Origin of the sequence: Paraburkholderia phymatum STM815 (genome assembly GCF_000020045.1) — a bacterium.
GTDB lineage: Bacteria > Pseudomonadota > Gammaproteobacteria > Burkholderiales > Burkholderiaceae > Paraburkholderia > Paraburkholderia phymatum.
The window spans coordinates 1,557,924-1,570,776 of record NC_010625.1; the positions used below are offsets into that span (position 1 = coordinate 1,557,924).

Sequence of the window (12,853 nt, forward strand, 5' to 3'; positions counted from 1 at the left end):
TGTTTCCGAGTGAGCGATTGCGGCCTCGAGCGATTTCCACGGAGCGGAGTCCAAGCGCCGCGGCGCGATAGTTGGAAGGCGACCCGAGGCGAACGTCCAGTCGAAGACTCACTTGCCGATAGGCGCTTACATCCAGACCCCGTTCCAATCTCGAACGCGCCGGCGAACGGACTCCGTTATAATGCTTGCCACCAAAAATTGATGCGACCGGCGAATTACTTTGAGAGCAGACGCTCATTGCATTCAATACGAGAAACGTAAAAATTCTCCGAAAATTAAAATACGGTGCTGAAAAATGAGTGCTAATACGGTGGGGGAGTTTGCTGCTGAGTTGAAAATGCCTGTGGAGGTCCTGATCGAACAGCTAAAGGCCGCCGGAGCGATGAAGAGATCCGCTAGCGACGCCATCTCGGAGACAGACAAATCAAAGCTGCTTGGGCATTTGCGCGCAATGAGTGGGAGCTCCGATTCAAAGATAAAACTGACCAGGCGCCATACTTCTGAGGTTTCTCAAAAAGGATCTGACGGGAAGGCTCGCACGATCCAGGTTGAGGTGCGCAAAAAAAGAACCTTTGTTAGCCGTCAGCCGCCCGTGCAGGTGCCGATCCCAGAGCCTGCAGCAGTAACGAATATTTCCATCGATCAACTTAGCCCGCAGCTAGACACGAAGGCAAAAAAGCTACGTTGGACCAAGCTTGCTTCAGTCGAGATTACCAACTTCAAGGCAGTAAAAAACCTTCGGGTACCGCTGTCCGACGTTACTATATTGGTCGGTCCGAATGGATCGGGCAAATCATCAGTGTTGCAGGCAATTCATTGGGCAACGCGTGCGGCAAGCTACATACCTCCTCAGAGTCAATCAGAAGTCGTCTCGTTCGAAAGACTGGATTACTCGCCATCTAGCGAGCCTTTGACGACCGCCCATAGAGGGGAATTATCAACTGATCGATCCAGTCAACCAACCTCGGTTGCATTCAGGCACGCCGGGGCCGGGGACGAAACGTCTTCAACTGCAACAGTTAGAATCTGGGCAGCGCGCAATCGCGGGGGAATTTCTGTGCATATTGAAGGGGGAAGTGCAGTAAGCCCTTTCAAACAGCGTGAAGAGTTAATTACAACGTACATTCCGGGTCTGGCGGGTCTGTCTGAGAAGGAAACGATTCTCGTGAAACCCCTGCTAAGAAGGCAGGCTGCTGGCGGTGATGCGGGGGGCGTGTTGCGCAATGTGCTGTTTAACATCGCCAGCCGTCAGCCAGCTGAAACAGACAATCGCATGGCCGAAGAGCGTCTACTAAACTTGAACCGTCTGGTTCAGATGGTGCATCCGAATGTGCGGGTCGAAGTGAGTTTTGACGAGCGAGAGGACGTGCACATTCAGGCATCGTTTGACGATCAAGTGCTGTCTGGGGTCAAGCGTCCGCTAGAGGCTGCCGCGACTGGCGTCCTCCAGATCATTCAGATTTTTGCCTACCTCATTTTATTTCGACCGAAACTGATTCTGATCGATGAGCCAGACGCGCACCTACATCCGGACAAACAAGAGCGACTGATTGAGGCTTTGGAATTTGCCTCGGATGAATTTGATGTGCAAGTGCTTCTGACTACCCACAGCCCCCACATCGCTAGAGCGGCTTCTCCGGCCGCAAGCTTGCTGTGGGTAAACAACGGTCAAGTAGTTGAAGAGCAGGACGAGGCGATTCGCTCGTTGTTGGGATGGGGAGGACTCGATCGGAAAATACTATTCTTCGTCGAAGATGAGAACGATCACGCAATTCGAGCGATACTGCGGCAGTGGCCACAGCTGAATCGGCAAATCACAATCTGCCGCTGTTTTGGCGTCGACAATTTGCCGAAGAATGCGCTGTTGAAGGGATTGCTAGGAGAACAGACTTTCGACGTTAGAGTCGTTATACATCGTGATCGTGATTTTATGACGGAGCAGGAAAGCGAAAGATGGGGGGAGCGATACACGACCACTGGCGTAGCAGTGTGGGTAACGCGGGATTCAGATGCAGAAGCATACTTTTGCACACCGGCGTACCTGTCATCGCTTTATGGAGTATCTGAACAGATCGCCAGCGACTGGGTCGATACTGCGGCTCAATCATGTACTGATGGCAGGAAAGTATTTTTCGATAAAAGGAAACACATTAATCGTCTCCTTTACGAGGACGGAGGTTCGCCTGCGTCAGAGAGGCTTTGGAATGTCGACGCAAAAGATCTACCGAAAAACATCCTCGGAAAAACCCTTCATAAATCGCTTAAGAACATCGTTAAAACTAATGGATATGATGAAAAAAAACTCGACAGATTTTCCGTGCCATCGGAGCATGAGCTAGCTCCAGAGCTTCGCCAAGCGATCGAACGGCTTTTGCAATAACGTGCAACGTAACGTTAGCGACTGAGTCTCCCCCTGCTCGCCCGGACTCGCAGAGAACTCTCACATTGCAAACCTTTGCTTCTGTCCCCTTCGGGTCTCGATACCTACCGGGGGCCGACTTTCGCCGGCACACCTTTGCGAATGTCGGTGAAGCGGAGTGCGACTGCCGCACATCGACAAATCGGCGACCGCCAGCTAAGGCCCACTCCCGAGTGTTCGTCGTTCGTGAATGGACGGCGGGTTTCGGTTTGTAGCTGACGTTTGAGTGTCCGAGCGAATCCGTGCCTGAATGGCTGCTCATGGCCGCACCTGGCCCCACGGCAGGCGACGGCGATCGCGCCGGGCATTCATCTCATGCAAAAGGCATAACGCGACCCACAAGGGACGATCGCGATTAGCAGAAGCCGACACTGGCGAGCAGCGTCGACGACGCCCGATGCTCCTATCGGGATTCCTACCCCAAGCCCGTCTGCGTGTACGGTTTGAATGCTTGCCGGCTTTCGGGCGATCACACAATATCAAGCTCGGGAGCATCCCACGTCTGACCTGATGGCTCAGTGACCACCCGGTTCCTCCCCGCGCGCTTTGCCGCATAGAGCAGGTGGTCGGCGCGCGCCAGCAACGCTCCGACCGTCTCGCCAGGCCGATGCCGGGCAATGCCGGCACTCGTCGTAACGCGCAGCGTAGCCTCGATTTCATTGAAGCGTGAAGACTCCAGCACGATGCGCAGGCGCTCCGCGATCTGATACGCGAATTTGTCGTCAGCGCCCGGCAGCAGAAGCACGAATTCCTCGCCGCCGATGCGCGCCACCACGTCTTTCTCGCGCACCGCGGCGCGCAGGATTGCGGCGAACTGGCGCAGCACCGCGTCGCCGGCCGCATGCCCATAACGGTCATTGATGGATTTGAAGTTGTCGATGTCGAAAGCGATCAGCGCGAGCGGATAGCTTCGCCTGTCCGCGACGCGGCGGCCCGCCATGCGTTCAAACGCGCGCCGGTTCAACGTCTCGGTGAGCGAGTCGAGATCGCGTTCGAGAGTCAGTCTGTCGATCACGTCCGACATTGCCGCGGCCGGCAGCACGAGCCCCAACACGGCCCCCATTAGGGCCAGCGACAACTGGAGCAGGACCCAGAAAATGGTTTACCCGAACGGTGCGGTGCTATGAGGCAGAGGCCGGATTGTCGTGAGCGGTGTTCTGATAAAGAAACTGGCGCCGAAGATCATCAGCACCCAGAGAAGAACGCGGTTGACGGTGCGGCCATGGCAGCGTTTCCGGAAAAGAAAGGCGGTAAGCAGCATCAACAGCCCGGCGCTGAGATTCAAAATGTAGATGCGCACGAGCAGATTCGGCGTCACGAACGAGAAGTAATAGATGCCGCCCATCACCAGCGCGAAGACAGACACGTGCGTCGCCGGCCCGAGACGAAGCCCCGCCCTGCGTAAAACGCCTTGCGCCAATAGCTGAATGCTCAAGATGTAAAAGGCCGCAGATATCAGCGCGTTCAAGCGCCATTCATCCGGCAGATGACAAATCTGCACTGCCGAGCCGAGTGCGAAAGCAGCAAATGAAGCGGAGAGAAAGCGCAGATAGCTCAGTCGTGTGTCGTAGATCCATGTGCAGGCAAAACCGAGCGAAAAGACGGCCGTGATACCTGGGATGACCAATTGAACGAGCTGATTGGGCGTTATCTGAGGGGGCATGTCGCTTGTTCTCCGCTGCCGGCCGCGAAATCGCTGCGCCTATGGGTTGGCGGTTCTCAGGGCGTGCGTCGTCAGCTGCCATGGACGACTCTCCCAAAATGGACGTGGCACCCGACATGGTCGGAGGATTGTACGCCTGGTGCGTGGGAGCCCTTGGGCAGGGAGATAGAGTCGCATCCGGTCTTGAGATCGGAATTTGATGCGCACAGGATTGTCAGCGATTCTTCTGACGTCGGCGAAGGTCCGTTATTGGCCGAGGCCGTTTATTGCCAATCGGTGTGCAATCAACGAAATCATTGCACGAACGGCAAAACACGACCCGTTGAAGCAATTCGAACACGGATCGAGGCCGCCCGCTCCCAGACAGGTACCGGCCAGTCGTAGTTGGTCGGTCGATGACGCGACATCTTTCCGGTTCGGTTGCCAACAGCGCGGCCAAAACGTTTTCAAAAAAGCGACAGGCGCCAACGCCCACTTCTGGGCGATTCGCTGTCTGAATTTCCGGCGCGATTTCTACCTGCCGTTCAATATCGTACGTTTCCGCTCGTTATATTCCTATGCCCGTTCGCGGCACGGGCGTATGCACATGTTTGGTGAAAGCGCTATTCGCCGCCAGTTGTCGGCGAGATGAGGCGGGTACGGAGGAGACTCATGGCGCAAACCCCAGACAACGCAGCCTCAGCAGGCGAGCCAGTGCCGGAGTTTCCTCTCGCTCCCGACGATCGGACACACCGCCGTGTATCGTCGGCGTGGTTCTCTCTCGCGCGATGGACTAAACGCATTGTCGGCGCTGCCACCGTGTGCTCGTCGGCGGTATTTGTCATCTGGATCGGCGGCTTGCTTGTCACGTCCACGCTGCGCGAGCGCACGCTCGACCTGCAACTGCTTTCCGTTCCTAAGGTTTTGTCGGACGATGGGTACACCTCCTCTGTAGTAACCGCCCAGCTAAGTGACGCGATCAATGCAATCTACAGGAATACGGACGTAAGAGCGAGGCGGTCAGCTCTGGTGCTGCGCCAATCACCTCCCGACATCGCGATCCCGAAGGCCGGCATCTCAATCGAAGGCCTCGCTAACTGGATGCGCGGCATGTTGCCATCCGGCTGGCGACACGACATAACGGGTGAATTCACGCAATCGGGCAACACGCTGACCCTGCGATTGCGGCTGAACGGCAACGTGATGTTTTCAGAATCGGCAACCGGAGAAAGCGCCGTTGATACGCTGATCGAGAAAGGTGCATCCACATTGGTCGAAAAAACGCAGCCTGTGCTGAGCGCACTGTATTTTTACTTAGGTCCTCACGATCTCTCTCGCGCCGAATCGATGAGTGAGCAGATCATTCAAGCTCCCTCGTCTGATCGTATGTCCGTCTCGGTAGCGCATGCGCTGAAGGCGACGATCGCCGATGAGCGGTATCACTCTGACCGGCGCAGCAAACACGAACCCGAACGAATGGCGTACCTCACGACGGCCATCGCCGAGTGGCGCGCGGCAATCGCCGCGGCCCCGGACTATCCTGTGGCGCATGTAGGTCTTGGGAGGGAGTGGCATTCTTTGATGCAGAACGCCACTGCACTGTCCGAATTTCGTGAGGCGATCCTGCTGGACTCCGGATATTCGCGAGCACATACCGCGCTTGCAGACGTCTTGGAGGAAACGGATCGCACGGACGAAGCGATTGCGGAGTACCACATTGCGATGGCTCATGCGCCGATGGATGAGGTGCCACATGTAGGCCTAGGTAACATCTTGCATCATCGAATGCACAAGGAAAGCGAAGCGCTCGCTGAGTATCAAATGGCTTCACGTCTCGCTCCCAAAGAAGCCCCACCCCACCACGGCATCGCACATGTCTGGGTCAGTTTGGGGGAGCTGGATCACGCGATAGCAGAATACAGGCAGGCGATCAGCCTCGACGTGACGCAAGCCTCAACGCATAGCGATCTCGGTGAGGCCCTGAGAAGACAGAAGAAGTTTGATGAGGCTCTGGCGGAGTTTCGCACGGCGATGTACCTCGATCCCGACATGTCTGGGCCACATACCGCGACAGGTGCCATCCTTTACGATGAGGGTAACCGGGAAGACGCGCGCGCCGAATATCTGACGGCATTGCGACTCGATCCCACGGATACCAACGCGCACATCAATCTGGGCATCATGCTGTACGCGCAGGGCAAGACCGACGAAGCGGAAGCAGAATTCTTCGCTGCGTTGGCAGGCGACCCGGGATCGGCAAAGGTACACAACTCGCTCGCTCTGGTCGATGAACGCAGGGGCAAGATGCAGGAAGCCGCAGCCGAGTACCGTACGGCGATACGACTTGATCCAAGCGACGCGGAGCCTCATAACAATCTCGGCCTTTTGCTGAAAGACGAAGGCCGTGGAGACGAAGCGATGGAACATTTTCGGACAGCCATCGCACTTGCGCCGACCTTGGGAGAATTGCACAACAGTCTTGGTGGCCTCTGGGAAGATCGAGGCAGAAGCGACCTCGCCATTGAAGAATATCGTCAAGCGATTCGTCTCCAGCCGCGCAACGCAGGGGCACATAACAATCTGGGTAATATCTGGCGAAAGGAAGGGCGGCTCGATGAGGCCGCGGCGGAATACCTTGAGGCGCAGCGACTCGCGCCCGACCTTGGGGAGCCACACACCGGGCTTGGCGATGTATGGGATGCCCTGGGGCGACTCGAGGATGCGATTTCTGAATACCACGCAGCCATTCGCCTCGATCCTCACCTTAACGCGCCACACAACAACCTCGGCAATATCTTGGTTAAACAGGGCAAGGCGAACGAAGCAGTGGCCGAGTATCAAGAGGCGATCCGGCTCGAACCACGCCTAGCTACCCAGCATAATGGCTTGGGCAATGCATTGCATGCGCTAGGCAAAGACGACGACGCCATCGCCGAGTACAACACTGCAATTCGGCTCGATCCGATGTCTGTCGATGCGCATACTGGACTGGGAATCGTCTATGGCGCGCAAGGCAAGAGAGAAGAGGCAGAGGCCGAATATCAAGTCGCAATCAGAGTTGCACCGCGGAGTGATCTCGCTCATTACAACCTTAGTCTCATTTATCAGGAACAGGGTAAGTTTGCCGCCGCCACCGCGGAATATTGCACGGCGGTGCACTTGAACCCGGATCGGGCGCGGCTGCACCGAGTTCAGTATCGGTTCGCGGGTTTTTAGTTATTCGGCGCGGGCGACGCTCGAAGAACTCTGTGCCTTCAGCATCAGAGACAGACGAGGTAACGACGCGTCCGCTCCATAGAGCGGACACCCGCAAGATCGAAGAGTAAGGCCGCTTCTGGCCGACCAGTGCCCCACGACTGGGCGCGGCGATCGCCTCGGGTGCCGCCCCATGCAAAAGGCATAACGCGACCCGAACCGGCCGGCCGGGCCGTCGCGAATTCTATGGCTGTTTCCAACCCCCGAACAGTCGTTCCAAGGGCCAATTCTGCCTAGACATCAACCGCTGGCTAGCAATCAGACTGCTAGCGAAACATCAGCGATCCAAAGTGATCCGGGGCATACGAGACTTCGCCCATCGAATGGCTTTGTCGCTCTCGATGCATTCTCCGGATTGGGGATCGACAAGAACTCCGCGGCTTATCTTCGTGAGCACACTAGAGGCGATCAGCGCCGCAATCAACTCCTGAGTCTGACCGGAATGCGTGCAAAACAACACTGAACGATCTACTTTTCCTCGCAGGCCGGCCTCAATTAATTCATCGTCCGAAGGACGCAAATAAAAGTATTCAAAGCCAGTTGTCCTTCCGGATACAACAACCGGAACGAATCCTGTCATCAGACGCGGGTCGAAGTCGTTGTATAGCTCGACCGGGAAACCCTCTTCGCGTATCCCGCGTTGCCATGTCATTGGCAAGGGCATGTCGCAATCTCGCAGATACACCAAAAGATCATGGCTCATGTTGTGTGTCAGCGGAGCCAGAACGGCTCGCCCTCCAGGGAATCGTAGTCGGCGAGCGGCTTGTTTTTGTCGCGTATGAACTCGGGTAGATCTGCGACTACGAGGCGCACCGGCTCATACGAATATCCGGGATACGACTTGAAAGTATCGTAGTTAAGCTGTGCAGAGTCGACACAACTGGCAAAGTGCTCAAAGTATTTGCAAAACACGTCGGCCAAGGTCGGCTGATTCGGATTCAGCCAGCTTTGACTGCGTTTGTCCGCAGAAATGTCATTCCACGCCACAGCCGAAGCGGCCGGAAGCTTCGCAAAAATTTGCCGAACCTGCTCCATTAAAACCTTTGCTTCGGCAAGCTCGTCGAGTCGCAAGCAGCGTCTATACAGCCGATCGAGAAGCAAGCTCCAGTCTCGTTCAGAATGAGCCTGCTGTGCATAAGTTCTCAGGCAATCGAAAAACAACACAACATCTGCGCGAGGACCAAGCTCGCACAGCAATCCGCCGCCGTCAAATCCGATCTTATTCATTGTGTTCGAAAACGAATGGAGTTGGGGCCAATGATGCCATTGGATTTCAGCACTATGCCCAATCGTATGTTGGCTATCTGCTGTGGTGTGACGTTTTGTCCGCGTACATCAATGACGACCTCCTGTTGCATTCCCGGCGGCAGATTGGCAGCTCGCTGAATGGCCTGTTGCGCGACGTTGTTGATCAGTCCGCTCGAGTTTGTCGCGATATTGTAGTTCTTGACCTCGACCGATGCACTTCCATCGACCAGCGAAAAATCAGGACGTACGCTTCCCGGCGTGCCATTCAGCGAATGCCCCTTTGGCCAGCCAGGTGCAGCAGGCGAACTATGGCGGCGCGTTCACGACGCTCTCCCCCATCACTGGGCCCGCAATCTCGCTGACGAAGCACAGCACGATCGCCGATGTCAACGGCGCGGGCGGCTACGTCGCCATCGGCCGGTGGACGCACGGTTCGGACTCGAGCGGCGGAAACTACACGGCGAATCAGGGTGCACATTACGCAGTAGGCTCGCCGCTCAAGCTGACACCGGGCGCGGGTACCCTTTCCTGTGCCAACCTGATGGCAACCTCGCCCTCCTCCGCGACGGGCAGCGTCGCGCCAGGTTCGCTCGTGTCCGCAACGGCAACGCTCGATCTGTCGACACTCAGCCTCGTGAATTTCAACGCAACGGTCACGATCGGCTCGGATACTGCGGCGACCATCACGAAGGCAAGCGCCATGGCGGCAGGAACGTCGATGGGCAGCGGCGTCACCACCGCGTCGCAACCGATGGGCAACGACATCACGAAGCCTCTGCTCGCCGTTGCGTACGGCGCGCATCTGCCCAACACGGGCGACGTCAACGGCCTCGTCGTGCTCTCCTGCCAGTGATCGACAACGTGCCCGTCAGGGCATCGTCATAAACATCCATGGGGTGGCGCGGCTACACCGGGGCCCACGGCCCACTCTGCATGCCTAGCGGCTCCGGCGGGTTGGGCATGCGCACATGGACACCGCGATTCGCATGTGGATGGCACTGCCACGGGGAAGTCGACTCGAATGTCCTCCTGACTTTCTCCACTACGTGGACGACGACCGAACTCACTGCGATACACAACGAGGAATAACAATGACGCCCTCTTTAGATGGCAATACGGACTTGCGCGAAAAGCATCAGTCCGCTCTCAATTACGCTCTCTCGCGAGCGGAAGCGGAATACAAGAGCTACTGTGACACCTGGGAGAGTATCGACCGAAAAGCTCAGTCGACGATAACGTTGGCCGGCGCATTCCTCGCGGCCATTTTTGCGTTCATACGCGTTTTGATGGTCGCGCAGAGCCGCTCTTGGTTGTCGGCGTAGTCGCGGTGATGCTCGAACTACTCTTTACCATCGCAGCGGCGTTGCTTGCGATAAAGCCGAGAGCCAGTAATTTGCCGCCTTGCGTCGAACATTTTGGCCCGGCGTTGCTTTCACGCATAGAGAAGGCAGAGACTTCCGACGCTTTCCAAGCGCAGCAAACGCAAGAATATCGTGAGTGGCTTGAGCAATGGAAAGACGCCAGCGATACGGTTCATTCCGCCAATCTGGCCAAGTCTGCGTGTCTACAATATGCTCACAACGGACTCATTGTAGCTGCTGTATGCACGGTCCTTATCTGTGTCGTCGTGCTCTTTTCTTCAACGCGAGAGCTTCCGACTCACACGGCGGCCGTGTCTGCACCGCTGACAAACCAAGTGAGTCCCACACTGGAGCCAACCTCGGTCCCACAACCGACGGGAGGGAAGTCCACCGAACCTGAAATACACATTGAAAACATTCTTACGCTTCCTCAAACGTGTTGCAGTGGGCAGCAGCGTGAAAGGCCTTCGTCGCAGCATCTTGCCGAGCGCATACCGTCCGGTCAAAAGCAATGCATCCAGGCCCCACCCACAAAATGAAAATCGACGTCGCCGCGCGACGTCCTAGAGCAACCGAACCGGTTCACGGCAATCCCGTGCCGAATTTTCCGAGAAGGCGCCGACCCTCGACGTCAAACAAGAGTGTGCCGCGAGGGAATGCCGCGCCCAGTAATGAGACCGCCAATGAGACGGTTGCTCTTTTCTACAGAAGTGGACCGGGGATCCGAGCGTCGCAACGGCACACTTTCCGTTAGCGCTCGAGAAGTCGCCAGGTGCACCGCGCTTTCGATCGGATCACGACGAACCTTTTCAATTCCAGCTTCATCACAGCGCATCTAGCATGAGCAGTGCGATGCTTCCCATTGACTCGATGGCGAATCGCGCCTGCGATGGAGTGATGCGACTGTCCCACGCCCGACCGTGACCGGTCCCCTCCTTATTGCGCAGCGCGTTGAGCGCACAACCGAGATCATAGGCAGCGCGCTCGACGCGCCTGTTGACCAGCTCCCCCGGAATAATAGGATCACTCGGGGTCGCAAGAGCAAGCGCAGTGAATGCCTGCCCAAGGAGTGTTGGAAAGTTTCCGCTCGCTGAACTGCTGCCCCACTTCAGCATTAAAACGTGCGATGCCGTCGCCTCCAGTAGGTCCTTCGCCGTCCCCGCGAGCAATGGGTCGTCCAGCGATCCCTGCTGCGCTCGACGCGCATAGGTTCGCAATGCTGTCGTCAACTCTTTGCCGGACAGCGAAGCTAGAACGCGGGGTTGCAGGCCCCCCTCTGGACTAAGCTCCCATCCCTGAGACGCGAATGCTGAAGCGAGGTTTGCAATCGCCTCGGCACCGCAAAAGTTAGTCGAGTCTGTCCGAAACCCGCCATAGCCCTGTACAGTCGCGATGATCCCTGCGACCAACGCTTCTCCAGCTTTAACGTCGTTGCTTAGAGCCCAACTCAGCACACCTCTCACCCGCTTCGACTTTCCCACCGGTTTTCCTTGTCGGCCCGGATCGGCCGAGGAAAGTCTCACCCGGTCGATCTGGAATTCGATGTCCGAGTGACTAGGCTCCCGCTTCTCGGTTTGCGAGTCATCGACAAGACGTGCAAGCGCAACGAGAATTGCATCGGTAAGCGGTGGACGGTTTGGCATACGGTTTTCCCCGCGGGTGTAAATGATTACCAATATGGATATTCGAGTTTTTCGCGTGAAATTTGCATTACGCGCAAGTCTCAATCGGCTTCAACGCCGCCCCCGATTGGAGCACGAACCTATTGCGTCTACGAGTTCGATGATGGTAACGACCACCCACAGCTGACGATTTGCTATCTCCGCACTTGATGTCGGAGCCCCCTGCTTCAAGGGGACGTCAACACAGGAATGTCACGGATTCTCAAACGCAACGACTGGGTGATTTATCAAGCGAGCTGTTTAGGATGGGGTCCACGGCGGCAAAGGAATTCGCTGCGATAGGCTGCGACGTGATCTAACCCGCCCCCTTCCCGAGTTCCGCAGTGATGAGGGGCTTGAGACGTTTACGCTCAGCTTTCGTAAGACGCCCCCAAGCGAGCACGACATCGGCGAGTTCATCATCCTCGCAATAGAAATATGCGGCCGGTATCCGGAGCGCTGCAGCTAATTTCACAGCTATGCCAAACGGCGGTTCGTGCACACCAGTCTCATAGCGGCTCACCCGGACGCTCGCAGTGCCTTCATCCAGCCCAATCTTGACTCCGAGCTTGTCTTGGGGGATGTCTGCCTGCAGCCGCGCTGCTCGAAGACGGCGCCCGAAGACGGTGGCTGGTTCCTTTTTGATCATTCTACGAAAATCGCAGATTTGACTTGCCGCTTCTCTACGAAATTCGTAATATCGGGCGATCGTGCACAATCCGCTCAAACACCGGCGAGAGATGTTTGCGACACATGCAAATGCTGCGCGCTGTCTGGACCAGACTCTAGTTAGTGGGGTCGAGGGCTGACCGACTAAGCGCACGGTCTACGGGGTAGATTGGAGAAAATAAATACAGTGAGAGCAAACGTGAAACTGGCGGGCTGTCTTTTTGCGTCGCTTTTGTTCTGCACAAGCGCTTTTGCCTTTACATCGATCTCGGCAGTTCCAGCCGACAACTCGACATTGTCTTGGGCGAGTAATTACGACACGCAAACACACGCAGACAACGTGGCGTTGTCCGCCTGTCGAGCAGCGGCGCGGCGTAACGGGCACGCGAAGCTCGCTCAAAAGTGTGCTGTGTTGGACCGAAGTCGTGGACCGGGATATGGTGCACTAGTGTGCGGTGACGGTGGGTGCGCGTGGCAAACCGGTTACGAGTCGGAGCAAACAGCTGCTAACGCTGCGTATAACGCTTGCAGCGCGGGGTACAAGAACTGCCAGGAGACAGGTATTCGCACATGGAATGATGTTGCCGGCTTCCCAAGG

General features: G+C 56.6%; 9 protein-coding genes. 3 read left to right on the forward strand and 6 right to left on the reverse strand.

Features of this window, described 5'->3' with window-relative positions; genetic code table 11:
• The first annotated feature begins 295 nt into the window (after nucleotides 1–295).
• Nucleotides 296–2,380, forward strand: a complete 2,085-nt coding sequence (locus BPHY_RS34390) for a translation initiation factor IF-2 associated domain-containing protein (RefSeq protein WP_083775941.1) — start codon at nucleotides 296–298, stop codon at nucleotides 2,378–2,380.
• Nucleotides 2,381–2,888: 508 nt separating this feature from the next.
• Here BPHY_RS34390 and BPHY_RS43540 read toward each other — a convergent pair.
• The gene (locus BPHY_RS43540; RefSeq protein ID WP_244257739.1) at nucleotides 2,889–3,443 is read right to left on the reverse strand and encodes a GGDEF domain-containing protein; all 555 of its coding nucleotides are present in this window, start codon (nucleotides 3,441–3,443) and stop codon (nucleotides 2,889–2,891) included.
• A gap of 78 nt (nucleotides 3,444–3,521) precedes the next feature.
• Nucleotides 3,522–4,082 (reverse strand): hypothetical protein, encoded by a 561-nt coding sequence (locus BPHY_RS43545; RefSeq protein WP_012406086.1) that lies wholly within the window; start codon nucleotides 4,080–4,082, stop codon nucleotides 3,522–3,524.
• A gap of 651 nt (nucleotides 4,083–4,733) precedes the next feature.
• On the opposite strand from BPHY_RS43545, the gene BPHY_RS34400 reads away from it, so the two are divergent.
• Nucleotides 4,734–7,277 (forward strand): tetratricopeptide repeat protein, encoded by a 2,544-nt coding sequence (locus BPHY_RS34400; protein ID WP_012406088.1) that lies wholly within the window; start codon nucleotides 4,734–4,736, stop codon nucleotides 7,275–7,277.
• Nucleotides 7,278–7,593: 316 nt separating this feature from the next.
• Here BPHY_RS34400 and BPHY_RS34405 read toward each other — a convergent pair whose 3' ends face one another.
• Both BPHY_RS34405 and BPHY_RS34410 read right to left on the reverse strand, forming a co-directional pair.
• A complete protein-coding gene (locus BPHY_RS34405; protein ID WP_012406089.1) occupies nucleotides 7,594–8,019 on the reverse strand; it encodes a hypothetical protein in 426 nt (141 codons plus the stop codon).
• A gap of 8 nt (nucleotides 8,020–8,027) precedes the next feature.
• Nucleotides 8,028–8,543: a hypothetical protein gene (locus BPHY_RS34410; protein ID WP_012406090.1), complete on the reverse strand. Its 516-nt coding sequence runs from the start codon at nucleotides 8,541–8,543 to the stop codon at nucleotides 8,028–8,030.
• Between the two features lie 301 nt (nucleotides 8,544–8,844).
• On the opposite strand from BPHY_RS34410, the gene BPHY_RS34415 reads away from it, so the two are divergent.
• Nucleotides 8,845–9,417 carry a hypothetical protein gene (locus BPHY_RS34415; RefSeq protein ID WP_176061936.1) on the forward strand — a complete coding sequence of 191 codons (573 nt, stop codon included), beginning with the start codon at nucleotides 8,845–8,847 and terminating at the stop codon, nucleotides 9,415–9,417.
• 1,332 nt (nucleotides 9,418–10,749) lie between these two features.
• Here BPHY_RS34415 and BPHY_RS34425 read toward each other — a convergent pair.
• Nucleotides 10,750–11,568, reverse strand: a complete 819-nt coding sequence (locus BPHY_RS34425; protein ID WP_012406094.1) for an abortive infection family protein — start codon at nucleotides 11,566–11,568, stop codon at nucleotides 10,750–10,752.
• A gap of 334 nt (nucleotides 11,569–11,902) precedes the next feature.
• Nucleotides 11,903–12,235 carry a helix-turn-helix domain-containing protein gene (locus BPHY_RS34430; protein WP_012406095.1) on the reverse strand — a complete coding sequence of 111 codons (333 nt, stop codon included), beginning with the start codon at nucleotides 12,233–12,235 and terminating at the stop codon, nucleotides 11,903–11,905.
• Nucleotides 12,236–12,853: the final 618 nt, after the last annotated feature.